The sequence below is a fragment of the Brevundimonas sp. TSRC1-1 genome (assembly GCF_049898245.1).
Taxonomy (GTDB): Bacteria; Pseudomonadota; Alphaproteobacteria; order Caulobacterales; family Caulobacteraceae; genus Brevundimonas; species Brevundimonas mediterranea_A.
Genome location: NZ_JAFCXI010000001.1, coordinates 26,996 through 51,694, shown reverse-complemented (window position 1 = coordinate 51,694; position 24,699 = coordinate 26,996). Strand labels below are relative to the sequence as shown.

General features: G+C 64.7%; 20 protein-coding genes and 1 pseudogene. 10 read left to right on the top strand and 11 right to left on the bottom strand.

What is annotated here, in order from left to right; all coding sequences use genetic code 11:
* Positions 1 to 75: 75 nt before the first annotated feature.
* The 3 genes from ACP7CK_RS00250 to ACP7CK_RS00240 form a co-directional block, all read right to left on the bottom strand.
* Positions 76 to 3,240, bottom strand: coding sequence for an efflux RND transporter permease subunit (locus ACP7CK_RS00250; RefSeq protein WP_426024772.1), 3,165 nt, complete (start codon positions 3,238 to 3,240; stop codon positions 76 to 78).
* Positions 3,241 to 3,242: 2 nt separating this feature from the next.
* Positions 3,243 to 4,394, bottom strand: coding sequence for an efflux RND transporter periplasmic adaptor subunit (locus ACP7CK_RS00245; protein WP_426024771.1), 1,152 nt, complete (start codon positions 4,392 to 4,394; stop codon positions 3,243 to 3,245).
* A gap of 105 nt (positions 4,395 to 4,499) precedes the next feature.
* On the bottom strand, positions 4,500 to 4,871 hold the full coding sequence (locus ACP7CK_RS00240; RefSeq protein ID WP_426024770.1) for a hypothetical protein: 372 nt from the start codon (positions 4,869 to 4,871) through the stop codon (positions 4,500 to 4,502).
* Positions 4,872 to 5,080: 209 nt separating this feature from the next.
* Here ACP7CK_RS00240 and ACP7CK_RS00235 point away from each other — a divergent pair, with 209 nt between their 5' ends.
* The 6 genes from ACP7CK_RS00235 to ACP7CK_RS00210 all read left to right on the top strand — a co-directional run bounded on the left by ACP7CK_RS00235 (position 5,081) and on the right by ACP7CK_RS00210 (position 10,506).
* Entirely contained in the window at positions 5,081 to 5,266 is a 186-nt protein-coding gene (locus tag ACP7CK_RS00235; RefSeq protein ID WP_426024769.1) for a hypothetical protein, read from the top strand.
* Positions 5,267 to 5,416: 150 nt separating this feature from the next.
* Positions 5,417 to 6,352, top strand: coding sequence for a hypothetical protein (locus ACP7CK_RS00230; protein WP_426024768.1), 936 nt, complete (start codon positions 5,417 to 5,419; stop codon positions 6,350 to 6,352).
* Entirely contained in the window at positions 6,340 to 7,230 is an 891-nt protein-coding gene (locus ACP7CK_RS00225; RefSeq protein WP_426024767.1) for a HesA/MoeB/ThiF family protein, read from the top strand. The genes ACP7CK_RS00230 and ACP7CK_RS00225 overlap by 13 nt, the downstream gene beginning before the upstream one ends.
* Positions 7,227 to 8,420: a hypothetical protein gene (locus ACP7CK_RS00220; protein ID WP_426024766.1), complete on the top strand. Its 1,194-nt coding sequence runs from the start codon at positions 7,227 to 7,229 to the stop codon at positions 8,418 to 8,420. The genes ACP7CK_RS00225 and ACP7CK_RS00220 overlap by 4 nt, the downstream gene beginning before the upstream one ends.
* Entirely contained in the window at positions 8,417 to 9,541 is a 1,125-nt protein-coding gene (locus tag ACP7CK_RS00215) for a GNAT family N-acetyltransferase (RefSeq protein WP_426024765.1), read from the top strand. The genes ACP7CK_RS00220 and ACP7CK_RS00215 overlap by 4 nt, the downstream gene beginning before the upstream one ends.
* On the top strand, positions 9,538 to 10,506 hold the full coding sequence (locus ACP7CK_RS00210) for a hypothetical protein (RefSeq protein WP_426024764.1): 969 nt from the start codon (positions 9,538 to 9,540) through the stop codon (positions 10,504 to 10,506). The genes ACP7CK_RS00215 and ACP7CK_RS00210 overlap by 4 nt, the downstream gene beginning before the upstream one ends.
* Before the next feature lies 1 nt (position 10,507).
* On the opposite strand, the gene ACP7CK_RS00205 is transcribed toward ACP7CK_RS00210, so the two are convergent.
* Both ACP7CK_RS00205 and ACP7CK_RS00200 read right to left on the bottom strand, forming a co-directional pair.
* A complete protein-coding gene (locus tag ACP7CK_RS00205; protein ID WP_426024763.1) occupies positions 10,508 to 12,085 on the bottom strand; it encodes a hypothetical protein in 1,578 nt (525 codons plus the stop codon).
* Positions 12,082 to 12,906, bottom strand: a complete 825-nt coding sequence (locus ACP7CK_RS00200) for an alpha/beta fold hydrolase (protein WP_426024762.1) — start codon at positions 12,904 to 12,906, stop codon at positions 12,082 to 12,084. Before ACP7CK_RS00200 ends, ACP7CK_RS00205 begins: the two co-directional genes overlap by 4 nt.
* 193 nt (positions 12,907 to 13,099) lie before the next feature.
* Between ACP7CK_RS00200 and ACP7CK_RS00195 the strand changes: the two genes are divergently transcribed.
* Positions 13,100 to 13,981, top strand: coding sequence for a hypothetical protein (locus ACP7CK_RS00195; RefSeq protein WP_426024761.1), 882 nt, complete (start codon positions 13,100 to 13,102; stop codon positions 13,979 to 13,981).
* A gap of 4 nt (positions 13,982 to 13,985) precedes the next feature.
* Positions 13,986 to 15,281, top strand: coding sequence for a trypsin-like peptidase domain-containing protein (locus tag ACP7CK_RS00190; RefSeq protein WP_426024760.1), 1,296 nt, complete (start codon positions 13,986 to 13,988; stop codon positions 15,279 to 15,281).
* 277 nt (positions 15,282 to 15,558) lie between these two features.
* On the opposite strand, the pseudogene ACP7CK_RS00185 reads toward ACP7CK_RS00190, so the two are convergent.
* Positions 15,559 to 16,749: pseudogene (locus tag ACP7CK_RS00185) on the bottom strand (IS3 family transposase).
* A gap of 147 nt (positions 16,750 to 16,896) precedes the next feature.
* On the opposite strand from ACP7CK_RS00185, the gene ACP7CK_RS00180 reads away from it, so the two are divergent.
* Entirely contained in the window at positions 16,897 to 17,868 is a 972-nt protein-coding gene (locus ACP7CK_RS00180; protein WP_426024759.1) for an SDR family NAD(P)-dependent oxidoreductase, read from the top strand.
* 31 nt (positions 17,869 to 17,899) lie between these two features.
* Complete coding sequence (locus tag ACP7CK_RS00175) at positions 17,900 to 19,144, top strand: oligosaccharide flippase family protein (protein WP_426024758.1); 1,245 nt, start codon at positions 17,900 to 17,902, stop codon at positions 19,142 to 19,144.
* A 12-nt stretch (positions 19,145 to 19,156) separates the two neighbouring features.
* On the opposite strand, the gene ACP7CK_RS00170 is transcribed toward ACP7CK_RS00175, so the two are convergent.
* The 5 genes from ACP7CK_RS00170 to ACP7CK_RS00150 form a co-directional block, all read right to left on the bottom strand.
* Positions 19,157 to 19,684: a serine O-acetyltransferase gene (locus ACP7CK_RS00170; RefSeq protein ID WP_426024757.1), complete on the bottom strand. Its 528-nt coding sequence runs from the start codon at positions 19,682 to 19,684 to the stop codon at positions 19,157 to 19,159.
* Between the two features lie 138 nt (positions 19,685 to 19,822).
* The gene (locus ACP7CK_RS00165; RefSeq protein ID WP_426024756.1) at positions 19,823 to 21,127 is read right to left on the bottom strand and encodes an O-antigen ligase family protein; all 1,305 of its coding nucleotides are present in this window, start codon (positions 21,125 to 21,127) and stop codon (positions 19,823 to 19,825) included.
* Between the two features lies 1 nt (position 21,128).
* Positions 21,129 to 22,187 (bottom strand): acyltransferase family protein, encoded by a 1,059-nt coding sequence (locus ACP7CK_RS00160; RefSeq protein WP_426024755.1) that lies wholly within the window; start codon positions 22,185 to 22,187, stop codon positions 21,129 to 21,131.
* A complete protein-coding gene (locus ACP7CK_RS00155; RefSeq protein ID WP_426024754.1) occupies positions 22,187 to 23,443 on the bottom strand; it encodes a glycosyltransferase family 4 protein in 1,257 nt (418 codons plus the stop codon). Before ACP7CK_RS00155 ends, ACP7CK_RS00160 begins: the two co-directional genes overlap by 1 nt.
* A 43-nt stretch (positions 23,444 to 23,486) precedes the next feature.
* On the bottom strand, positions 23,487 to 24,641 hold the full coding sequence (locus ACP7CK_RS00150) for a glycosyltransferase (protein WP_426024753.1): 1,155 nt from the start codon (positions 24,639 to 24,641) through the stop codon (positions 23,487 to 23,489).
* Positions 24,642 to 24,699: the final 58 nt, after the last annotated feature.

The window sequence follows — 24,699 nt, the reverse complement described above, 5'->3', positions numbered from 1 at the left end:
CATGATCTGTGATGTCCTGCCGGGCTCGTTCCCGAGCCCGGCAGGGTCGCCCAGGCATACTCCGTTCGATTCAGGTCATTCGTGCTCCAGAACCCTTCGCCACAGCGCCGCAAGAACGGGCAGGACGATCAGTGTGAGCACCGTCGCGGTGGTCAGCCCGCCGATGACGACCGTGGCCAACGGCTTCTGCACCTCGGCCCCCGCCCCCGCCGCGAACGCCATGGGCACGAACCCCAGCACCGCGACCAGGGCCGTCGTCAGGACGGCGCGTAGACGGCTGACGGCGCCGTGAAGCGCGGCCTCGCCCGGCGGGTCGCCATCCGTCAGGCGTTGGCGAATGGCCTGCATCAGCACCAGGCCGTTCAGGGTCGCGACGCCTGACACGGCGATGAAGCCGACCGCCGCACTGATCGACAGCGGCATGCCTCGCAGCGCGAGCGCCAGCGCCCCCCCGACCAGGGCCAGGGGCACGCCCGCGAACACCAGGGCCGCGTCCTTCCACGACCGCAGGGCCAGGACCAGCAGGCCGCCGATGGTCAGGAAGACGATGGGCACGATCAGGGCCAGGCGGGCCGAGGCCCGCTGCAGGTTCTCGAACTGTCCGCCCCAGTCGATCCAGCCGGACGGCGGCGGCTGGACCTGAGCGGCGACCCTGGCTTGCGCCTCGGCGACGAAACCGCCCAGGTCGCGACCGCGCACATTGGCCTGAACGATCATGCGACGCTTTCCATCGGCGCGACTGATCTGATTCGGCCCCTCGGCCACGTCGAAACGGGCGACCGAGGACAGGGGCACGGTCGGGGCGCCGGCCTGGGCGTTCTCCGGCATGACCGGCAGTTGCTCCATGACCGTGGGGTCTGCGCGCAAGGCGTCGTCCAGCCTCACGACCACGTCGAAGCGTCGATCGCCCTCGTTGACCTGACCGGCGGAGCGGCCGGCGAAGGCGATGGCCAAGGCGTCGGCGGCGTCGGACGCATGGACGCCCTGCGCCGCCGCCACGGTGCGATCGACACTGGCGGTGATGGTCGGCTGGCCCGACACCTGTTCGACCCGCACATCGGCCGCGCCCTCGATGCCGTTCAATACGCCGGCCACCTGCCGGGCCGTGCGGTCCATGGCGGCGAAATCGTCGCCATAGATCATGACCGCCACGTCCGACCGGACCCCGGCGATCAGCTCGTTGAACCGCATCTCGATGGGCTGGGTGAACTCGTAATTGTTGCCCAGCAGGCTCGACAGCCGTTCCTCCATGTCCGCCACCAGATCGGCCTTGGCCAATCCCGGTTCAGGCCAGTCGCGGCGGTCCTTCAGGATGACGAAGGTGTCCGAGATCGACGGCGGCATGGGGTCCGACGCGACCTCGGCGGTGCCTGTCCGGGTGAAGACCCGCTCGACCTGCGGCATGGCCTTCAGCGTGCGTTCGACCTGGAACTGCATCGCCTGGCTCTGTTCCAGCGATGTCGAGGGGACACGCAGGGCCTGGACCAGCACGTCACCCTCGTCGAGCTGGGGCACGAACTCGCGACCCAGGGTCAGGAAGGCGACCAGACCCGCGAGCAGGGCGATCCCCGCGCCCGTCAGCACCAGCCGGGGACGGCCGATGGCCCCTTTCAGCAGCGGTTGATAGCGGGCCTTGGCCGCGCGCGTCAGGCGCGTCTCCTCATGATCCGCCCCGGGCTCCCTGACCAGCAGGGCCGCCATGGCCGGCACGAAGGTGAAGCTGAGGACGAAGGCGGCGGCCAGGGCCAGCATCACGGTCGCGGCCATCGGCCCGAACATCTTGCCCTCCACGCCTTCGAACATCAGCAGGGGGGCGTAGACCAGCAGGATGATCGCCTGGCCGAAGGCGGCCGGCCGGGCCATCTCTCGCGCCGAGGCCGCAGCGACGGACAGACGTTCGGCGGTCGTAAGGGCGCGCCCCGTCTCCGCGCTCTTGAGGCCGAGCCGGCGCAGGGTGTTCTCGATCACCACCACGGCCCCGTCGACGATTAGGCCGAAGTCGAGCGCGCCGAGGCTGAGCAGATTGGCGCTGATGCCGAACCGGTTCATCGCCGAGGCGGCGAACAGGAAGCTGAGTGGAATGACCAGGGCGGTGATGATCGCCGCCCTGACATTGCCTAGGGCGAAGAACAGCACGGCGACGACTAGCAGGGCGCCGAGCAGCAGATTGTGCTCGACGGTGCGGACGGTCGCCTCGACCAGTTCGGTCCGGTCCAGTTCAGGCCGCAGGCGCACGCCGGGCGGCAGGCTGGGCGTGATTTCCTCGAGGCGTGCGCCGACGCGGCGGGCCACCTCGCGCGAGTTCTCGCCCTGCAGCATCAGGGCCGTGCCGACCACGGTCTCGCGGCCATCGGCGCTGGCCGAGCCCAGGCGGGGAGCGCGGCCGATCTCGACCGTCGCCACGTCGGAGACGCGGATCACCTGGCCGCCGCGATTGAGGATGGGCGTCTGGGCCAGATCGTCCAGGCTCTTCAGCCGGGCGTCGGCGCGGACGATATAGGCTTCTCCCGCGCGGTTGACGTAGCCTGCGCCGGCGATGCGGTTGGCGTGCTCCAGCGCCTCGACCAGTTGCACCAGACCCACGCCGTAGGCCGCGAGGCGACCGGGGTCGGGATGGACCGCATACTCCTTCACATAGCCGCCCAGCACGTCCACGCCGGCGACGCCGGGAACGGTCTTCAGCTGGGGGGCGACGAGCCAGTCCTGGATCGTGCGGAGATAGGTCGCCTTCTCCTGATCGGAGACCAGACGTTCGCCCTCCGGCGTGACATAGGCGGCGCCGGGTCGCGCCGCCGGGCCGGTCAGTTCCAGCGTCCAGATATAGACCTCGCCCAGGCCCGTCACGACCGGCCCCATCGACGGCGAAAGCCCTGCGGGCAGGTCCTCGCGCGCCGCCTGAAGCCGTTCGTTGACCAGGTTGCGCGCGAAATAGATGTCCGTCGCATCGGTGAAGACGGCCGTGATCTGGGAAAAGCCGTGGCGCGACAGGGACCGCGTCTCTGTAAGACCCGGCAGGCCCGCCAACGCGGTCTCCAGCGGGAAGGTGACCTGGCGTTCGACCTCCTCTGGCCCCAGGGCCGGGGCGACGGTGGTGATCTGCACCTGACGGTTGGTGATGTCGGGCACGGCGTCGATGGGCAGGTGCAGCAGTTCGCGTCCGCCCAGGATGGCCAGCACCACGGCCAGTCCGACGACCAGCCAGCGGAAACGCACGGAGGCGTCGATGATCCGATTCAGCATGATCAGTGTCCGTGCTCGGCTTCGCCCTTGGCCAGTTCGGCCTTGAGCAGGAAGGCCCCGGCGCCGGCGATACGCTCGGCGCCGGACAGGCCGGACACGATCTCGATGCGACCATCGGATGTTCGGCCGGTCACGACAGGCCGGGCGCGGAACCCTCCAGTCTCCAGCACGAAGACGGACGGCCCGCCCTCTAGGGTCTGCACCGCGTCCAGCGGCGCGACGGGCGTTCCCGTCCCGGCGCCGGCCGAGACGCGGGCCGAGACGACGGACCCCGCGGGGGGGACATCGCCGGACGGGCGGGCGCGCACGATGACGACGCCGTTCGCATTGGCGGGGGCGATGGCGATGACGACGCCCGACACGACGCGTGATCCGGCGACTGTGCTTTCCAGCCTGTCGCCGACCTTCAGGACGGCGGCGGCGGCGGGCGGCGCCTCGAACAGCAGTTCGACGCGCCCCGGATCGGCGACGGCGGCGACCTGCAACGCCTCTTCGTGCAGCACCTGGCCCGGCGCGGCGCTCAGGCGGGTGACGACGCCGGCGATGGGACTGCGGACCACCGTCAGGCCGTCGGCCCCCGGCGCGCCGAAGGCGCCGACGCGGGCGCGGGCGGCCCGGTGCTGGGCCTCGGCGCGACGCGTCTCGGCGGCGGTGACGTCCAGCCGGGCCTGGGAGACCCAGCCCTGTTCGAACAGGGTGCGGTCGCGGCGTTCGGCCGCGCGGGCCGCCTCGACCGTCGCCCCGGCCGCGTCAGCGTCGGCGCGGGAAGCTGCGCCGTCCGGGCTGCGCACGGTGATCAGCGGCGAGCCGGCGGCCACGCGATCGCCCAGGCCGACGTGGACGCGCACGACGGCGCCGCCCAGAGGGGCGTCCACGACCGCCTCGGCGCCGGGCGCGAAGGCGACCCGGCCCGGCAGTTTCAGCTCGGCCCCGCCGCCCCGCTGAACGGCGACGACGGAGACGCCGGCCCGCGCGGCCGCCTGGGGCGTCAGGGCGACGAAAGCCGCCTCGGCGGATGGGTCGGCGTGGCCGTCCGCCTCTGCGTGGTCGGCCTCGGCGGGCGGGCGCTCCATAAGTCGGGCGGCGCCGAAGCCCGCGCCCAGGGCGATGACGACGGCGGCGCCGCTCATCAGCCAGTGTTTCTTCAAGGTCATGATCGATCCTCGCCCGGCGCACGGCCGGGCCCAGAGTTCAGGACGCGCGGCGTCGCCGCCGCGCGCAGGGCTCAGTCAGGGCCGGACGCCGGGTCCGGCCGAGGATCAGGTTCTGGGAGGGCGCTCAGGACCGTCAGGCCGCCCGAGCGGTGAGGCGACGCTGTCGCTCCAGGCGTGGGGTCGGCCGAAGACCGCAATGAAACGCGGCGTGGCCATGTCGTTGGACACGGCCGAATGCGGCGCGTGGCAGCAGCCGTTGGCGCACGCAGGCCCGCAGTCGGGGCACTGGCGATCGCCGGCGGCGTCGGCCAGAGATGCCGCTTCGACGGATGCAGGCTGGACCGCGCAGGCGTGGGTTTCGAAAGCGGGCACGGCAAAGGCCAGCGTCAGCAGCAGGACGCTGACGAAGCCAAATCGACTGACCATGACCCGCAGAGGTGTGAGCATTGACGTGTTCTTATCACCGATCATCAGCAAAGTCGTCGCCGCCTTGCGCCCATTCGGATCAGCCGTCCCCCATGGGCGTCGTCTTCGTTCTGGCGCCGTTTGACCCTTCATCGCCGGCGCCTGGCTGTTCGGCCTGGGCAACGGCGGTTTGGGGATGGCGAAGTGGGCCAGTTTCAGCGACCCTAGCGTCCCGTCTTCCGGCCGACCGCCAAGGCCTGGCCTTCGCCGTCTTCAGCGCCTTGGCGAAGATCACTCTGGCGCTGGGGGTGCTGATCGTCGCCGTCGCAATCCATCCGGATGCGACAGCGGAACGGCTGCGCGGCTTCATGGCCGCCGGCCCCATCCTGACGTCAATTGGAATGATCATCCTGGCGCGACGGGCCACACGCCGTCCGGATCGAAGCGCGGCCGTCGTCCACGCCTGAACGCTCACCTCAGGTTTGACGCCCTGGTCACCGACGAGCCACGGCCAGCCCCGCGTGGAATAGGACTGTTGGTGGTCGCCAGTCGTTCGATGTTCATAAAGGCGAAGGTCGCACGTGCTTAGAAGCAAATTCTGAAGCGAGATCGCCCCCATGAGCAAGCCTGTGACGCTCCGATTGCTGGACACGACCGTGGGCGCAGGCCCGGGCCTGCGCTCGCGGATTGTCGAGCGGCCGGGCATGGGTCTGGCGCAGACCGATCTCGTCGCCCTGGTCGAGGACGTGAGATCCATCGCCCGCAGCGTTCTGGGCGACCGCGACCTGACCTATGGAATATTCTCCGGCGATCCGGAGACTTTGTCCCGGACAGTGCTGACGGTCGTCTACGAGAAGCGCGGCGGGAGACCGGTCGCATTTAACGCCCTGGCCATTCTGGACGCCGACCTGGGCGGTCGGGCGGTTGAGATCCTGCACCTGGGCCTGGTCATGGTGCGGCCCGATGTGCGGGGTAGCGGTCTTTCAGCCACCCTCTATGGCCTGACCTGCGTCCTGCTGTTCGTGCGCCGGCAATGCCGGGCCGTCTGGGTGTCCAGCGTGACCCAGGTGCCGGCCGTCGTCGGCATGGTCGCCGAGACCTTTTCCGACGTCTATCCCGGCAGGCCGACCGCGCGACGATCCTTCCACCACGAGCGACTGGCGCGCCAGATCATGGGCCACTGGCGTCACGCCTTCGGCGTCGGCGACGAGGCCGGTTTCGATGCGGATCGGTTCGTGATCACCGACGCCTATACCGGCGGTTCGGACGAACTAAAAAAGACCTTCGAAAGCGCGGCCAAACACCGCGACGCGCTTTACAACGACCTCTGCGTCGCAGAACTGGACTACGGCCGGGGCGACGACCTGCTTCAGATCGGCCAGATCGATATGCGCGCCGCCAGCCGTTACCTCGCCAAGGTGGCCCCGCCCCACACCGTTCCCGGCCTGCTAGGTCGGTTCGCTCTACTGATGATCCAGGCGGCCCTGCTGCCGCTGGTGCACTGGCTCGATCACACTCAACCCTGGGGAAGTTTGCGCGCATGGAAGACGTGACGGCCTTCGACTACGCCGAATTCACCACCCGCAATCTCGGCTTCGTCACCGAGGCGGAGCAGGCGGCCCTGAGAAGTGGCGCCGTATTCGTCGCGGGCGTCGGCGGCATGGGGGGAGCCTGCTTCCTGGCCCTGGTCCGCGCTGGCGTCGGACGGTTCGCGGTCTGCGACATAGACGTTTTCGAAACCTCCAACATGAACCGTCAGGTGTTCGCTTTCACCGACACCGTCGGGCATGACAAGGCATCGGCCGCCTGCGTGGCGGCGCGGCGCATCAATCCCGAGGTCGAGATCGAGCGCCTGGGCGCAGAGTGGGTGGATGAGGTCGCGGACCTGGCGGCGCGCTATCCGGTAATCGTCAACGGAACCGATGACATCGCCGCCGGCATCGCCCTGTATCGCGCCGCCAAGGCGGCGGGGGCGACCGTGATCGACGCTTACGCCTCTCCCCTGCCCTCAGTGATCGTGGTGCGCCCCTCCGACCCGCGTCCCGAAGAACGCCTCAGGTATCCGACGCGCGGCAAGGCGCTGGACGCGATTCGACCGGAAGACCTGCGGGCAGGCTTCATGAAGGAACTTGAATACGTCATGGTCCATTCGTCGTCCGCCCGTCACGTCGATCTAGACGCCGCCGCCGCCCTAGCCGCCGGAACGGCCAAGCGGATGTCTTTTGCGCCGATGGTGATCTCGACCGGCTGCCTGATGGCCTATGAAGCCCTGTGGCTGCTGATGGGCCGCCGATCCAGAACCAACTGCCGAGGCTGGTTCCTCAATGCGTTCGCTGGGCGGACCGAAAGGCCGTTGTGGGCACCCGTCGCTGCCATAAAGGGCCTGGTCGTGCGCGCCTTTATGGCCCGACTTCTGAAGGGCGCCGCATGATCCGCGTCGAGACCCAGGCCCTGCTCGACGGCTTTGCGGCGGCGGGTCTGGCGGCCTATGTCGCGGCCCTGCTCGTGCGCCGTGTCGGCGGTCCCTTGACGCCGAGGCTGGTGTTTCTATTCGGCGTCATGTCCGTGTTCTACGGCGTTCGCAGTCTGGCCGTCCGGACAGGCCTGCCGATCTTCGAAGGCGCGACATACGCCGCCATATCGCTCGCCCCCCTTGCGGCCCTCCTACTGGCCGAAGGGCTTCTTCGCCGTCACGCGCCGCGCGCTATGAAGATCGCCGTCTTCGCGGCCTCCGTCCTGGGTTTGGGTTTCGCTCTGTTCACGACCAGCCACGTCGCCTTCGGGTCGCGCCTCGCACTGGCCGCGATCATTCTATCATCTCTGGTCGCCATCTTGATCCTATTGTGGGCGAGGGATCGCAAGGCCCTGTCCCGCGCCGAGAACGGCGCCGTTCGCCGCCTCGCCGTCGGCTTGGCCATCGTCATTCCGCTGATCGGAACGGACTTTTCCGAACTTGTGGCCTCGCCCATCGGTTTCAGCCCCATCGCCGCCCTCGTGATCGTTCTGCTGGCCCTGTCGAACGGGGTCAACGATGCGCGTGACGTCTGGATCGACGCCGCTGTGATCGTGGCGACGACCCTGGCCCTGACCTGCGGCCTGATCGAACAGTTGGATGTCGGCGCGCTCGACGACCGGGTTCGCCTCTTCGCCCTGGTGGGCGCCGCGCTAATCACCATGACCCTGGTAGTCCGCATCCAGCCGTTCGGCGCCGCCGGTCGGCGCACCAGTCTGCGCCAGCGCATGGCCTCGGCGAACACCCAATCCCTCGACGGCTTCCTGGGTGAACTGACCAAGGAGCCGATGCTGAAGGACCTGGCGGTGCTGTCCGAACAGGATCTCGCCGATTATCGCCCCGAGGCGATGGCGCAGACGCTGGATCGCCAGCCTTTGTGGAGCGCCGCCGCCCTACAGGCCGGTGTAGGGACGATCAATGAGGCCGAACGCGAGCCGCTGCTGGATCTTCTGGCGCGATCGGACGCTACCCATGTCGGGCTTCTGAGCCGGTCGCCGGTTAGGATCGGTCTGGTCCGGTTGCCGGATCTGCTGCGCAACACCGAAGCCGAGATCGATCTCGGCCTCGCCTTCCGAATGGCGCGGCTGACGACGGGGAGGCGTCCATGACCGCCCCGACCTTGGACCTTCGCGAGGGCGATCTGGAAGGCTTCTTCCGGGTTCCGTTCGAAATCTACTCCCCCGACAACCCGTATGTGACGCCGATGCGCGCCGATCTGGAGCGGTATCTGGATCCGGCTCGCAACCCCCTGATGCGCGACGACGGCGGACGCCTGACCTTCTTCACCGCCTGGCGGGATGAGCGTCCGGTCGGGCGGCTGACGGCCCACACCCATCCATCCTCGAATGCGCGCCACGGCACACGGCGCTGTCAGTTCGGCTATTTCGACTGCGAGGACAGTGTCGAAACCGCGCGAGCGTTGTTCGATGCGGCAGAAACTTTTGCACGGATCGAAGGCTGCGACGAGCTTGTCGGCGCCTTCAACCTGACGGCCATGCAACAGGCCGGCATCCTGACCGAGGGGGTCGAAAACCAGCCCTATACCGACATGATCTGGGGCGCCCCGCATCTGCCGCGCCTGCTGGAATCTTGCGGCTATGCGCCGGTGTTTCCGATGTCGACCTTCGAGTTCGATGTCGGGCCGAAGACCGCAGACGCCTTGTTGGGCGACAAGCAGCGCGCGGTGCTGTCGGACCCCGACTGGAGTTGGAAGCCCATCAGCCGCCGCGACTTTAAGGCCCGGTTCGAGGAGGCCCGGCAATGCCTCAATGACGGCTTCAGCGACAACCCGATGTTCGTGCCCCTGACCCAGGCCGAGTTCTATTTCCAGGCCGGAGAGATGATGTGGATCGTGGATCCCCGCATCGCCTGCGTCGTCCACTACAAAGGCGAGCCTGCGGGTGTGGTGATCTGCATCCCGGATCTGAACCCGTTCCAGAAGGCGACGCGCGGCCGAATGGGACCGATGACCCTGGTTCATTTCATCCGCGAGAGGCTGAAGCGGCGGCGCGCGGTGATCATCTTCTATTCGGTCAAGCGCGCCCTTCACGGTCAGGGACTGAACGGCGCCATGCTGCATCAGGTGATCAAGGCGCTGTTCGCGGGCGGCTACAAACAATGCGGCGTCACCTGGATCGCGGACGAGAACACCGCCTCGTTGCGGCAGATGGAGAAGCTGGGCGCGCGCCGACTTCAGCGACTGAATCTGTTCAGGAAAGACCTGCGATGACGCTGGACGCCGAAATGTTCCGGGCGCTGGTTGCCGAGGCATCCCTGTCTCCCAGTGTCCACAATACCCAGCCGACACGGTGGCGGCTTACGCCCGACGGCCGGGTTCAGGTGCTTGAGGACGAAAGCCGCAGGCTGCCCGTCGGCGATCCCGAAGGCCGCGACCTGAACGTCAGCCACGGCTCAGCGGTGGAAGGGTTCTGCCTGGCCGCCGGGCGGCGCGGCCTGATCGTCGACGTCGAACATGACGGGGTCCACGTCGCGAAACTGACGGTTCGCTCTGGCGAGGTTTCCGATCCGCTGGCGGCCTTCCTGACCCAGCGGCGCACCTATCGCGGAAAGTTCAAGGCCGGCGCGGGCGCCCATGCCGCGCTGGCCCGTTTGGAACAGAGCGAAGACCTGATCGTTGTCCAAGCCCCGAAGCCCATCGCCGAATTGGCGCGCCTTTACGATGAGGCCAGCCTGCGCTGGTTCCGCAACGCCGCCTATCGTGCGGAACTGGTGTCGTGGATGCGGCTGTCGCGACGCCACCCGTCCTGGTCGCTCGACGGGCTGAATGCAGAGGCCATGGAAATGTCCGGGATTGAAGCCGCCGGCGCCGGGATCGTGCTGAGACACGGCGTGTTCGAGACACTGGACCGGGTCGGTCTGGCCGGCGCCCTGGTCGCCGAGGCGGCGGTGGTGCGCAGCGCCTTGGCCCTCGTCCTGTTCCATCGCCCGGCGAACGAAGCGTCGTTCGACACAGGAAGACGGTTTCATCGCGCCTGGCTCGGCTTCACCCAGGCCGGGCTGTCGGCTGCGCCGATGGCGGTTCTGGCGGACGATTCAGACGCACGCGCACGCCTGCAGGTGGATTTCGGCGTAGGCGTCGATCGTCGCCTGATCACCGCCTTCCGGCTTGGGATCGCCCCGGTTCGCGACCTGCCGCCCAAGCCTCGCCTTGGACTGGACGCCCTGATCGTCTGAGCTAGAGCCCCTTCAGATATTCGATCAGGTCCCAGCGTTCCGCGACCGTCAGGCCCTCGACCTGGGCTTCGTGACCGCGATTGGATCGGCCGGGCATACGGGTGTCGAACAGGGCCGGCTGCGACCACGGCTGATAGCCTTCAGGATAGACGCGGACGCCGCCATGTTCCTGCCCCGCGATACCGACGGCCTCGAGATCCAGCCGATGCCCCCCTACCAGAAACCGATCGGATCGGGGTTCGACCAGCAGGAACTGCGCCAGCGTCGGCACTGACCCATTGTGCATATAGGGCGCGGTCGCCCAGATGCCGGAAAGGAGTGTCGCGGCGTATTGACCGGTCGGCCGGGCGTCCATGACCTCGCCATAACCACCGGAGGAGGCGTAGCGCCTGAGATCGGTGGTGAAGGCCGCCGCGCGTGCCGGGTCGGAACCCACATTCCCGTGCCAGTTCGGGAAACGTGCAAGACGCGGGCGTTCCGCTGGGCCCGAATAGACGCCATGGCAGGAGGAACAAGCACGCGCATAGACCACCGCTCCCCTGGCTACGCGAACGCGATCGATCAATCCTGGGAAGGCCTGTGGTCGCCGCGTTTCCAGCCACATGAAGGCGCGCTCCGCCGACGGGATCTCACGGTGGGCCGCTCGCGGGGCCTGCCCCATGCTGGGTACGGTGAAGAAGCTGGCGATGGCCGCAAGCCGGTCCCGATGCGCCGGCGTCAAATCCTCGCGCCCCATCGGCCGCCAGCGCGGATGCCCCCGAGGGGCATAGGCTCCGTCATAAAGCAACGCCGAGCGGAAACTGCGGTCGGCGAGCTCCGGGATCGAGGTGAAGCCCGCCTCGACGGCGTCGGAGCGCGCGTGGCTTTGCAACTTCAGCGCGGCGACCCCATTCGTCAGACCCGGCGAGCCGTTGATGAACGGGAGGGGACTGCCGCCATCCTTCACGGCCGCCAGTCGATGGCGGGCCAGCGGAACGACCGCCCAGCGCAGACTGGCCATCTCCCACGTATCGGTCTCGGGAAAGAGCGTCCGAACCGCCTTCAGAAGCTCGGCCTTATCGCCTGTCCGGCGTTTCAGGGCTGAGGTCACGGCCCGGGTGTAGGCTTCCAGATCCAGACTGGTGTTCGGCGCGCCCAGCCAAGCGATCTCCGGTCGCGGCATGCCGTCGGCGGCGTAGGCAGGCCCCGCATGGCATGACGCGCAACCCAGATTGCCGACCGTCACCTTTACAGGCGGCAGGCCTGGTGTGACTTCGCCGACGCTTATCCCCAGCGGATGATCGCGGTTAGGCATGATCGGCACGTCAGCGCCGTCGATACGGTCGGGCCAAAGGAAGCCGAAGGTCTGAAGCCGCGCCTTGAGGTGCGCCTGGCTGACATCTCCGCCCTGAGGATCGTCCAGCACCAAGGCCGCCGCGACCAATTTCCACGGCACCGCCACCGTATTCAACGCCCTGAAGTTCACCGCCCCGAAATCGTCCAGAGCGAAGATTTCAGCCCCACTGACCGGCGCCCTCTCGAGCGGCGCGGACGCCGCCAGAAGCAGAAGGCACAGGCTCAGACCGATACGCGCCTTCATGCTTGAGTCCCCTTGCTGAGAAAGCGGTCAACCGCGGTTGCAAACACCTCGGGCTGTTCCCAGTGCGGATAATGACCGCAATGGTCGATTAGAAGCCGCTCCGAAAGGGGCAACAGCATCGCGGCGCGCTCGCTCTGGCGCGTCGGAAAGACCCGATCCTGACGCCCCCAGACCACGAGGGCCGGACGTGCGAACCGGCGGGCCAGCAATTCAAAACTGTCGCGTTCCCGCACCCCGAACAAGCCCACCCCCGTCTGAAGCGTCCGCACGAATGACAGATCACTCCCGCGCACGCGGGCATACTGATTGGTTTGCTCAATCAGTTCGGGCGTCACCTTGCGCCTGTCATGGATCGCAAGACGCAAGGTAAGCCTATTGTTGGCGGGCGTCGGCCGGCCCACCCAGTCGCCGACGATCGGCAGCGCCGGAAACCGCATCATTGGATGAGTCTCACGCCCGAAACCACCGGGCGCGGCTAGCACGGCCCTGTCGATCCGCTCCAGGTTCTCGTCGGAGAAGCGCACGATCACGCTGGCTCCGAGGGAACTGCCCACGAGGTGCGCACGGCCTATTTGGAGCGTATCGAACAAGGTCTTCAGTTGTTCGACGAAGAACGCCGAATCATAGGCCGCGACAGGCCGGTCCGCCTGACCAAACCCCGGCAGATCGAAGGCGATCACGCGGAAGCGCTCGGTCAGCCGAGGCAGGACCCGACTCCAGATCTCGATCGCGTTGGCGAGGCCGTGGATCAGCACCAGGGTCGGCTTGTCGCCGCGCGTGTCGAGCACCCGCGTCTTCAGGCCATTGGCGAGCTTGATCATATTCAGCGTCACGCCCCCCTTCTAGCTTACCGATGCTGATGGAATGTGAAGCCCGCGCCTCCCAACGCCGGTTGCCAACGGTCGAGCTGTTTCAGTCCGGAACACGTAGGGACAACCGTGAGCGCTTGTGCTCAAGCTGGATGTCAGCTCATATATCGAGGCTATCTGAGGGAGTCTGATGAGACATTTTTGGATGCGTTCACGCTGCATCGCCGTTCTTGTACTGGCCTTCGCTACTCCGGCGGCCGCTCAAACGCCCGCTCTGCAAGCGCAGCCGGAACAGGTCGAGCAGGCGCTCGGCATCGACTTCCGACAGGTCTTCTGCACCTTGGGCGGGGTCGCAATCGAGGCCGTGACGGGTCCCCAATCCGCCGCAACGGTGACCGCGATGGCGAGGAGCGCCGGCCTCTGCCCGGCGGCGTCGGCGCCGACCGGCGGAACAGCCCCCTTCCCCGCCCAGGCTGGGGTGGACGCCGCCAAACCCGGCCTCCAGTTCAAGATCCTCAAGGTCTCCGGGACCGGCGCGCAGACGACAGTAACGGCCGCCACCCCCGACACCCAGTATGCCCAGAACGAAGGCGTCATCCTTTTCATGGCCTATAACGCTCCGGGCTATCTGCAGATATGGTCGATAGACGACACCTCGGAGACCCTGCTCGAGGGCGTTCTCCTCAGCGGCTCGACGGCCAGCGCCCTGACCCTTCCCGAAAAGGCTCGGAACGGCTTCTATCGATTCACCACCAGCGGCGGCATGGACACGCTTAGGCTCAGGTTCCTCCCCTGCCGTCACAGTTCCAATCAGGCGCTGGAGTTCACCTCCAATGCATATGTCGCCACACAGGTTGCGGCGCAGACGCCGTCGGCGGTCGTATCCATGACCAGCAGCCTGCCCACCTGCCCATTCCCGAGCGGAACGTTCAATCCGGCCGCCGAGAATGACGGCCTGTTCCGCCGGCCCCAAGTCCAGCTCGCACCGGTCAATGCATCCACGGGCGCCCAGGCGGCGGTGCTGACTACCGGCGGCGCCGACAATGCGACCTCGTTGGTCGTCGACGTCAAACTCCTCCGGCGTTGAGCTGATGCGTCTGACCCTGGCGGCTGCGGCTAGCGTCTGGACCTTGGCGTCCGCTGCCTTGGCTCAGGCAGACCCACAAGGTCTCGCCGTGCAAGGGCCGGCGATGACACCACAGGTGGCCTTGCCGAACAGCCCGCTTATCCTCGGCGTTCAGATGCAGTCCGAGGAAATCCCCGCCTATCAGGGCACGTGGTTCGCGGAGGCCGGCCAGCCGGTCGGCTATCTCGAGGTCATCGCGCGGGGACCGCTCACAATGGGCCCGCAGACCATCCCCTGCACGGCCTGGCTGGTGGGACCTGATGTGATCATGACCGCTTGGCACTGCCTGCCCGGCCTTCCACGCGCGACGCGGGAAGCCGGGTTCAGATACGTCTCGGCCACGGTCACCTTTCAGTTCGACGAGATCGGCGCCACCGGCGCCCGGTACACGGTCGGGCAGGTGCTCGAAGCCAACCCGGACCTCGACTACACGCTGGCGCGACTGCTCCCAATCGCGGCGAACGCCCCCGCGCCGGGCGAGCGCCTTGGGGTCATCCGGGTGGCGCGGGATGGGGGCGCGGCGCCGGGGACGCCTCTGTTCATGATCCACCACGCCTACGGTCACTCCAAACTGTTACTGAAGGACGCGTCCTGCCGGGTGTTCGACCAGCCCTCCGGTCTCGACATCTATCTCTACCACCGCTGCGATACGCGCGGCGGCAGCTCCGGCGCGCCCGTCTTGTTGTACGGCGAGGCTGAGGGTGAGGCCGCAGGCGTCCGCAACTTCCTTGCCGTGGGCTTGCACTCGTCCGGGACGCTTGGCGGCCTCGCCAATCCAAACGACGTTAATATTGCCGTCTCCCTGTCCGCCATCATCGAAGCCAGCGCCTATCTCTCGGCGGTGGCCTGCGAGCCCGACGCGTATCGACCGTATTGCAAGGACATCAAGTCCGTCGCGCCGGCGCCCAGCCTTGTCTTCTTCGACTGGGACCGGACCGACCTGACTGCCGAGGCGCAGCTGCTGGTCAGGGCTCTGGCGGATCGGATCAAGGCGGATCCGACAGTGACGCGGATCTTGATCGTCGGTCATGGAGACCCGAGAGACGGGACCGCCTCCTATACGCTGGGCGTGTCGAACCGTCGTGCGCGCACCGTCGCGGACGCGCTTGTGGCCATGGGTGTGAATGGCGCGCTCGTCTCGCTTGAAGGAAAGGGCGTGACCCAGCCGATGGTCGCCGGGCTCTTGACGCCCGATCCCCTTAATCGGCGTGCCGAGATTGTCCTCGAGAGACGCTCACCGCCTGCACCGGTCTCTTTCTAAGCTGTACGGCGATTGAACACCCGGATTTAGCCAAGATACTCTTGGTAGAGCCTCGCTCGAACCCTCGATACATCGTCGTTGACATCCTTGTAGGCGGACTTCGGCCAGCAAAAAGCCGCTGAGCGTTATGCTCAGCGGCTGTTTTGTTTGGGTGCGGGAGCTCGATTGGGTCGATACCTAACACCACAGCTGATCTTTGCGGCTTAGTCGTAAAAGCGCCATGTGTGGACGGCTCTCCTTTGGAAAGGGTGATCTACCCTCGCAAAAGTGGACGGGGTTAAGCCGCTCTGCGTTCGGCCTCGGCGGGGCTGATATAGCCCAGTGACGAGTGCAGGCGACGGGGATTGTAGAAGCCCTTGATGTGTCCGAACAGGTCCCGACGGGCCTAATCTCGGATGGCGTAGACACGGTCATGGACGCGCTCGGTTTTGAGGTATGGAAGAAGCTCTCCACGGGAGCATTACCCCAGCAGTCGCCCTTTCGGCTCATCGACGGGGGGATGCCGTATCGGGCCAGGGCTGATCGATAGGCTTCAGCGGCGTATTGGATCCCGCGATCCGAATGATGGATCAGCCCTGGCGCGGGGCGCTGGCGTTCGACGGCCATGTTGAGAGCGTCCAGAGCGATCTCGGTGTGCAGGGTCTGGCGCATGGACCAGCCGACAATCTTGCGGGTGTGCAGGTCGATGATGGCGGCGAGATAGAGCCAGCCTTCGCCGGTCGGGATGTAGGTCAGGTCGGCGAGCCAGATCTGGATTGGGGCCGCCGCCTCGAAGTTCCGGGCCAGACCGTTGGGCGCGATGGGATAGCCGTGGCGGCTGTTCGTCGTCCGGGCTCGACGTGGCAAGGCCGCCAAGCCCCGCAGGCCGGCGCGGCGCATCAGCCGCTCCACGCGGGACCGACCGACCCGACGCACATGCCGCCGCAGGGTGGCGTGGACGCGGAGCGCGCCGTAGCAGCCGCTGCTCTCCGCATGGATCAGCCCGATATCCTCGGTCAGCTCGCGATTGGCCAAGGACCTCGGGCTCTCGGGGCGACCGCGCCAGGCGTAATAGCCGCTGGCCGACAAGCCCAGGACCGCGCACATCACGCGGACCGGCCAGACATGGCGATGCTCATCAACGAACCCGAACTTCATCGGGAGGCCGCTCCGACCCGAAGGGCGGCGAAGCCAAGGTGAGCGCGGCTTTTTTTTAAGGTATCTCGCTCCATCCGAAGCTGACCGTTCTCCCGCCGTAAACGGGCCAACTTCGCCGCCATATCCGACGGGACGGGGACGACGCCTGCGTTGTGGGGAGCCGCGACGACCCCGTCGCATGCACCCCAAACTGCGTCATCCATCGACGCAGCACCGTCTCATGCAGCCCCAACTCCCTGGCGACCGCACCCACGCTCAGGCCGCTGTTGGCGACGCGGTCAAGCGCCTCGCGCTTGAAAGAACCCGGGAAGTTCCGGCGTTGAACACTCATCAGACACTCCTCTCCAGCTCCGAACAGCTAGCATGGGTGCCCACCAAAACGAGGGAGGATCAACCAGAAGAACAGTGTCGCCTCAAATGAATGCCTACGCTATTAGGTAGCGGCGCGAGTCCACAATGCGGCGCTCTTGCGGTGGGGATGTCAATGACAGTGATTGTTACCGGTGCAGCCGGCTTTATCGGCATGCACGTTGCGGCGCGTTTGCTTGAACGGGGTGAAAAGGTCGTGGGCGTCGATATTTTCAACGGCTACTACGACCCGAAGCTTAAAGAGGCGCGGGCCGCTATCCTTAACAAGTATCCGGAATTCCGGATGGTCCGCGGCGATATTGCCGATCACGAGGCCATAAAGGCGCTGGTCACCGACACCGGGGCCGACCGCGTTGTGCACCTCGCCGCGCAAGCCGGGGTCCGTTACTCGATCGAGAACCCGTTCGCCTACGAACGTTCGAACCTCGCCGGCCATCTCTCCATCCTTGAAGCTTGCCGCCACAACGGCGTCAAGCACCTAGTCTATGCGTCATCTAGTTCAGTCTACGGCAACCGCCCGCTCGAAGGCGGAGGTTTCCGCGAGGACGACCCGACCGTTTCACCGGTTTCTCTGTACGCAGCAACCAAGCGCTCGTGCGAACTACTCAGCCAGAGCTACGCCTCGCTTTACGGGTTCCCCCAGTCGGGCCTTCGGTTCTTCACGGTCTACGGCCCTTGGGGGCGACCCGACATGGCCTATTTTAGCTTCACGCAGAAGATTTCGCGCGGCGAAGCGATCGAAGTGTATGGCGAAGGCAAAATGGCCCGCGACTTCACTTATATCGACGATATCGTCGACGGGGTCGTCGGCGCGTTGGATAGCCCTCCTGCCGATGGCGGGCATGAAGTCTACAACATCGGCGATAGTCAGCCGGTCGGTCTGATGGAGATGATCTCCACTCTGGAGCAGGCACTCGGCCAGGAAGCCCAAAAGATTATGCGCCCGATGCAGCCCGGCGATGTAACCGCGACCTACGCGGATGTCTCGAAGCTCAATCGCGTCACCGGCTACAAGCCTAAGGTAAGCCTCAAGGAAGGGCTTCCCAAGTTTGTAGCCTGGTGGCGCGCCTATAATTCGTAAAGCGCCCTACGCCAGCCGAAGGACGCTATCGGTGAAGTCCAAATTTTCTCGGAATCTTATCGCTTCCATCCTCGCCCAGTTGCTCCGGTATGGAGCACCTCTAGCCTTCTATCCTTACCTGACGCGCACTTTCGGCGCGGACGATTTCGCCATCTTCGCGCTCGCATTGGCCGCCGCGCTCATGCTGGGCCAATTGATCGAGTTCGGATTCGGCCTATCGGGCGTCCGAGGGCTGGCGGAAGCTAGGACCGCGCCTATCGTCGCCAGCGAGATCGTCGGAGACATCGTCGCTGGCCGAATGGCGACCCTGTTGGGCGTGATCTTGGGATCTGCTGTGGCATGGACCTGGCTTCCCCCCCAGATCACAGACGACCCACTGCTCGTAGTCTCTGTAGCACTGCTCGCGACAGGCTACGGCTTCAGCGCATCCTGGTACTTCATTGGCCGGGAGCGCGCCGCCCATCTGGCGGGCCTGGAGATCATCACTTCGTTCAGCCAACTCGCCCTGCTGCTGGCCTTCGTGCATCAGGGCGCGCCTCCCAGTTTCGCGATCCTGATGATGGCCATCCCCATCTGGGCGATCTTGGCCTTCGGACATGTGCTCGCGTTGGAGGACCTCAGTATCCGGTGGCCGTCTCTAGGCCGCCTGAAAGGGAAACTGGTCGAATCTTTCCGATTCTTCTGCTTCACCGGCGCGTTGCCGATCATGAATCGAGCCAGTCTTCTGGTGTTGGGCGCAATGGCAACGCCGCAGCAGGTCGCCTTCTACGCCGTCGGCGAAAGGATCGTGACCGCTGCGGCGAATGCGACAATTCCCGTCGTGCGTGTCATCATGCCCAGGATCACAGTGCTGCTGGGCGACGACGCTGCCGCAGCCCAGAGGCTCTTCAAGAAAACGTTCTTCGGGCTTTCTTCCCTCGCCCTCGTGGGAGCCGTCGTCGGTGCAATCCTAAGTCCGTGGGGCGTCCCCTTCGCCTTCGGCGAGGATCTTCGCGGCGGCGCCCTGATCGTCGCGGTCCAACTCTTCATCGTCCCTGCTATGATCGCAGGCCGGATGATCGGAACGCTCGCCTTAGTGCCCCTACATCGCGAGAAGGCGTATCAGAACATCGTCCTAGTGGCGGCCTTCGCTGGCCTTTGCCTCGCCCCCTTGGCCATACTGGGTGGCGAGGCTCTTGGGTTGGCCGTCGCGCGCGTGCTGGTCGACACGTTGGCAGCAGCCGTCTGCTGGGTCGTCCTCAAACGCGTCGCCGGATCCTGGGGCGCCAAGGCCTAATCGTCAGAGATACTACTTGGCGGGCAAGCCCACGGCGGTGGCTCCGGCTGCGACATCGCGAATGACGACCGCGTTCGCGCCGACGACCGAGCCGGCTCCCAGGGTAACATCGCCAACGACCACGGCACCCGCATAGATGATGACCCCTTGGCCGACCACGGGGTAGACAGCGTCGTCCTCCCGCGCGCGGCCGAGCGTGACATGCTGGTAGAGGGTGACGTGGTCTGCGATCTCTACCCCTTCCCCCACGACCACGCCGACAGCATGCGGCAGAGAAAGGCCTGGGCCGATGCGGGCCAGAGGCGAGATGTAGCAACCGGTAGAGGCGACGCACCAACGCCAAAGCAACTGCGACGCCAATTTTCCGACAGGCCCATAGTCTCTGGCGGCGCGGCTAAGACGATAGATTGTCACCGCCTTGAAGCCAGGCGAAAGCCACCAGGCGATAATCGCCCCAATAGCGCCTCGCCGGCGTGAGTTTGCCTTTAGGTCCGAACGCCAATTTGATGCAACCCTTCCAGCAGTGTCGGTCTCTTGCATAGATCCACCTTGTTTCGCACAGGCACTTTCGTGCTGGGAAGCCCCATCGCTGGCTATGTCGCTACTGCCCAACGATCTCAACGCGAAAGCCTGAACCCTGGTTGGCAATATCGGGCATCACAAATCCACACTAATGGCTTATTGGCCTGGCCTGGCCAGGCCTGGCCTGGCCTGGCTGGCGATTAGCGCGAGCATTGCCACGCAGCTCCAAAATATTGGATAAGTTGACGGCCCGAACGAGTCTGAAAGTTGATTGCTCAATATATAAGATACACAACTTATTATAAGCGCAAGGACTATTGAACGATCCGAATTCGAAGCAATATATTTGCTTCTGATTGAAGCGATTAAACAAATGGACAATACGCTCAAGACAATCCCGCCCACCAAAGCGAGGCCGGGAATCCCCATCGTTCTGAAATAATCCAAGAATACATTATGACTATGCGCCACGACCAAATTTACCGGCTGGCCTGCCCCTACGCCTGTAAATGGGCGGTCCAACCCGGCGTCCAATGACTGCTGCCACAGTACTTTACGCGACCCTGTCGATTGGATTTCACCCTGTGTCGCAAACGCCGTCATCAAGCGGACTGCGCGCGGATTCAGATAGCTAAGCAGCGCGGTCGCTCCAACCGCAGCTACCGCAGTGCCCAATGTGAGGGGCACCAACACGAGCGGATTGCGCCGCAACTGCCCGGTAACTGCCAACGCACCAACGGCAGACAGTGCACATCCCACCGCGAATATACCAATATTCGTCTTTGATCCACTCAAGACTAGACCGACAAATATCAAAGCAAGTTGTAGCACCCTTAATTTTCTCTTCTTCGGAATCGTTATCATTTGAGCAACGAGAACAGGGGCAATCATGGCAATCGCCATTCCGAACTGGTTCGGGTGCTTGAAGAATGCGGCTGTTCTGTCGCCGTGGCGAAACAATACTGCCCCTAAAGCAGGGACAAATTTTGCCACGAGCACAATTAAGGACGATGCGGATCCGCCCCAAGCCATCAAACTAATGATGCGGTCGCACCCCCTGCGACCCTCATAGAGGGCTACGATAGTCACCACCGCTGCAAGCGCGATAATTTGGCTATAGAGCACCCTAAAAACAAGAAAAGGCTGCTCTGTAAATGTGAAGGAAAGTGAGGATAGAGCAGCAACAAGGAGAAGCAAAATTACTGGCAAATATATCAAGCGCCGCGCATTTACGTCCACTGCGGGCCAGCGCAAAATAGCGTATGGCAGAATTAGCGGCAATAAAATAACATTTAAGTTTACCTGTCCAATTGAAGTTAAGGACGGAAACCAAAACGCTACAACAAGCAAAGAAGTTATGAATGTGTGAAATTTAGCCGAAAGCGGATAGTCTTGAAATCGTGGCACAGCCGGACGCCGCCCGACCTCGCCAGCGGCAGGAGCATTAAGCGGTGCCAACAATTCAGTTACCTCCGGCAGGTGCAGCTTGCGACGAACGCACGCGCTTGGCGCGCGCAAGGAGCGGTTGTTCGACTAGGACATAGCTCAAGATCCCGCCCACCACTCCAACAATCGTTGCGGCTAGAACGTACACCCAATCCGCCTCGCCCGGCTTAAGCGGCCAAGCTAGTTTTACGACCGCAAAGGCGAAGGGGTGGCTAAGGTACATACTGTAAGAGCTTTCGCCAATCCAATTGGCAAACCAACGTTGGATACGGCCGGGCTCCCGCGCGCGCCCCCATAGCGCTGCAGCGACCAGTAGCGTCGCGGGCACGCCTAGCGCCACAAAGCGCGGGAGAGTTGGCATGCTCTGAAAGAGAATGAATGAAGCCCCCGCAGCTGCCGTTAGGCCAGCTAAGGCTCCGAGCCCGATGCGCTGAGGAATCTTCAGATAGAGCCAGCCCAATATAGCGCCCCCTCCGAACTCCAGAATGATTGAGTCCGTCCAGAACGCCAGCGCTGTCGGTAGGTTCGCGAATAACGCACCCGCAATTGCAAACAATACCAGGGCGCACAGCAGGGCGACCATCCCGCGCGTTGCGCTCAGAAGCAGCGTGCCAGAGAATAAGAGATAGAAGAACATTTCGTAGTTCAGCGTCCAGCCCAAGCTCAGGATAGGCCTGATAGCGCCGTCCCAGCGGAGATGGGGGAAGAACAGGTAAGAAGAGATGATCCCGCCGGCGCTCAATCGGGTTTTCTCCAACTGATCCGCGAAGACCAATGCGGCGACGATCATTAGCGTCGTGTAAAACCAATAAAGTGGCACGACACGGACAAAACGATGCCACAGGAACGTGGCGACGCCATCGGACTTCTGGAACAGTCTCTGGCTGCTCAGCACCATGATGAAGCCGCTTATGACGAAGAACAGGTCAACGCCAGCGCCCCAGGCGAAATTGATGCGGCTGAACTCTGGGCTCATCTGTACAGCTTCGGTCTGGGCATGACCAAACAGCACGGACATCGCGGCGATACCGCGCAACACCTGGATGGACAGCAGCTTTTCCGGACTGGCACTCATCAGACCCGCTTTCCATGCCGCCAGGCTTCCGCGGCTGTCCGGAGATCCGCAACGGCTTCGATCCGACGCCTCTTCATCTCGCCAAGATCATATCGCGCGGCTGTCCGCAAACTCGCTGCGACTTCGTCGAGGGCACCGCCCCCGTTTATGACACCCCAGATCGCTTTCAGACTGATCGCCAGTCCGTGGGCATCACCAGGCTTGTGCAGACGTTCCGGCGGAAGCAGTTCAGGAATTCCACCTGCGGTGGATCCTGCTGCCAGACAGCCACGCCCTAGAGCCTCGATCAGCCCGCGCGGCAAGCCTTCCTGGAAACTCGGTTGCAGATACACATCGACTGCATCTAGCCATCTGGCGACTTCGTCAGCCGGCAGAACGCCATCGAACTGCACGTCGCCGCTCAGGCCCAGCGCGGCGGCTTGGGCCTGCAGCTCTGCGGGATCTCCCTCGCCAAGCACCCGGTAGATAAAGGGAGGAAGCTCGCTCTTCGCCTCAGCCAAGGCCTGAAACGCGACGTGAACGCCCTTGAGCTTGGTCTGCAGCGCGCCGATGGTTCCTAGCACCAACGGTGCCCCGGTCGCGCCATTGACAGCTTCGAACCGTTCACTGCGCTTCTCCAAGACATTGCCTGGGATCGGCTTCAGCATGACATTGGAGGCGAACGTCGCCTTGCCCTTGGTAGGATAGCGGCCCTGCAGGAAACTGGCCGTCACATAGCGAACGAAAGGCGCCCGTTTGACGGCGGCGCGGGTCCTGCCGGTGAGGATCGGCGCATAGGCGCGGCTCACAGGGGACCCGTGGTTCCAGAGAGCGTCCCATGGACATGCGACGAGTTCGAGCAGGTACGGTTTGCCTTGACGCGCCGCCATGCGGGCGGCTGAAAGCCCCAGCTCGCTCGGTATGCGTCCGATCACCGCATCAGCCATCCCCACCTCATGGCCAACCCTGACCGCATCTTTGCGAGCCGCGAACAGTCTCTTCCATCCACGGTGTGCAGTCACAAGACAATGCCTGACGCGCGGCCCCGAGGACCGCGACAGGATTTGCTCCGCGTCCGGCCGCGCGGGACGCGCCCGCGAGATCACGACGATCTCGTCGAAAGATTCCAGATAGGTTTCCCAAGCCGAATAAGGAAACTTTCCACCGACAGTGAACACCTCGCCCTCGGCGGTGACCTCGAAGATGTGGTCGACCGCAAAAAGTAGCTTGGATCGCCGACGTCCGACTTCGTGCAGGCCAGTGTCCTGATGGATCATTTCAAGGCGCCTCTACGAAAAGCACGGCGTCCAACAAAGTACGTCATGCCGTGGCGACAACGGACGCGCCGGCCTTCCGCGCCAGCACGGCGTCGTAGGCGCGCTGAATCTCCATACCCATGCGTTCTTGCGCCCAGGTGCTTACATCGGTCTTGGCCGCCCCGTCTTTCAGGCGCGTCAGTGCCGAGGCATCGTTGATCAGACCGAACGCCATGCTCGCGACTTGGTCCAGATCGTCCGCCGGACCGATCAGTCCATTGATGTCGTGGTGGACGATCTCCGTAATCCCTGGCAGATCGCTGATCACAACCGGGCGACCGCCCGCCATGTATTGAACCGCGACGCGCGGCAGACCTTCACGTTCGGACGTGAGCAGGCACACGTCCGACAAGGCAATCAGTTCCTCCGGTGCAGGATCGTGACCAAGGAAGCGGACCTGGCCGGCGACGCCCAAGCTTTGCGCCAAGTCCTTCGCCGCCGCCATTCGGATGCCGCTGCCGCCGAACAGGAGCACGATATTCGGATTGGCCTGCAGATGACGCGCTGCGGCGCGAAGAAAAGCCTCCTGGCGCTTCCGAGGCTCGAACGCGGCCAGCATCAGCATCATGCGCGGACGCTCGCCTGCCCATCCGCCAATTCGCGCGCGCCAGTCTGCCGGCGGCTTGGCCGCCGCGAACTTCTGAACGGGCATCCCGGAATGGATGACGACCTGCTGATCGGGTCGGCCGACCCCATTCTCCAGGCACGCGTCCCGCATGCCCTCGCTGACGTTGATGATCACGTCGCTAATGCTCGCGCAGAGCCGCTCGACCACGACGTAGAATGCCTTCGTCAGGCCACCTACATTCAGGAACGGCGCGATGTGCACCGTGTGTATTACCGCAGGCACACGAAGCCCCGCAGCAGCTGCGCGTCCGAGTATGCCGGCCTTGCTCTGGTGGGTGTGGATGACGTCGACGCCGATCTCCCGGTATAATCGGCGAAGGTCCAGCAGCGCCTGGAAGTCCTTTGGCGGCCGTATCGGGTGCACCATGCTGCTCACCTCGACGAGGCGAAGGGTGGCAGGCAGGGTCTCACGATAGGTGGGATCAAACTCGTCCCCGTGAACGACCCAGACTTGGTGACCCTGTTCGAGCTGATAAAGACAGGTCGCGAGAGTGTTCTCTTCTGACCCCGCCTTTAGCAGGCGTGTAATCACGTGAACTATCCTCATCGAATCCTCACCCCGAAAACTGTTACGAGCAAGTACTTACGCC

Bases quoted from the DNA above. Each gene is read 5' to 3' on its own strand.
- ACP7CK_RS00205 (WP_426024763.1), bottom strand. From the start codon at position 12,085: ATGAAGGCGCGTATCGGTCTGAGCCTGTGCCTTCTGCTTCTGGCGGCG.
- ACP7CK_RS00215 (WP_426024765.1), top strand. From the start codon at position 8,417: ATGACCGCCCCGACCTTGGACCTTCGCGAGGGCGATCTGGAAGGCTTC.
- ACP7CK_RS00245 (WP_426024771.1), bottom strand. From the start codon at position 4,394: ATGACCTTGAAGAAACACTGGCTGATGAGCGGCGCCGCCGTCGTCATC.
- ACP7CK_RS00190 (WP_426024760.1), top strand. From the start codon at position 13,986: ATGCGTCTGACCCTGGCGGCTGCGGCTAGCGTCTGGACCTTGGCGTCC.
- ACP7CK_RS00230 (WP_426024768.1), top strand. From the start codon at position 5,417: ATGAGCAAGCCTGTGACGCTCCGATTGCTGGACACGACCGTGGGCGCA.
- ACP7CK_RS00170 (WP_426024757.1), bottom strand. From the start codon at position 19,684: ATGCAAGAGACCGACACTGCTGGAAGGGTTGCATCAAATTGGCGTTCG.
- ACP7CK_RS00210 (WP_426024764.1), top strand. From the start codon at position 9,538: ATGACGCTGGACGCCGAAATGTTCCGGGCGCTGGTTGCCGAGGCATCC.
- ACP7CK_RS00195 (WP_426024761.1), top strand. From the start codon at position 13,100: ATGCGTTCACGCTGCATCGCCGTTCTTGTACTGGCCTTCGCTACTCCG.
- ACP7CK_RS00200 (WP_426024762.1), bottom strand. From the start codon at position 12,906: ATGATCAAGCTCGCCAATGGCCTGAAGACGCGGGTGCTCGACACGCGC.
- ACP7CK_RS00180 (WP_426024759.1), top strand. From the start codon at position 16,897: ATGTCAATGACAGTGATTGTTACCGGTGCAGCCGGCTTTATCGGCATG.
- ACP7CK_RS00220 (WP_426024766.1), top strand. From the start codon at position 7,227: ATGATCCGCGTCGAGACCCAGGCCCTGCTCGACGGCTTTGCGGCGGCG.
- ACP7CK_RS00155 (WP_426024754.1), bottom strand. From the start codon at position 23,443: ATGATCCATCAGGACACTGGCCTGCACGAAGTCGGACGTCGGCGATCC.
- ACP7CK_RS00225 (WP_426024767.1), top strand. From the start codon at position 6,340: ATGGAAGACGTGACGGCCTTCGACTACGCCGAATTCACCACCCGCAAT.
- ACP7CK_RS00160 (WP_426024755.1), bottom strand. From the start codon at position 22,187: ATGAGTGCCAGTCCGGAAAAGCTGCTGTCCATCCAGGTGTTGCGCGGT.
- ACP7CK_RS00250 (WP_426024772.1), bottom strand. From the start codon at position 3,240: ATGCTGAATCGGATCATCGACGCCTCCGTGCGTTTCCGCTGGCTGGTC.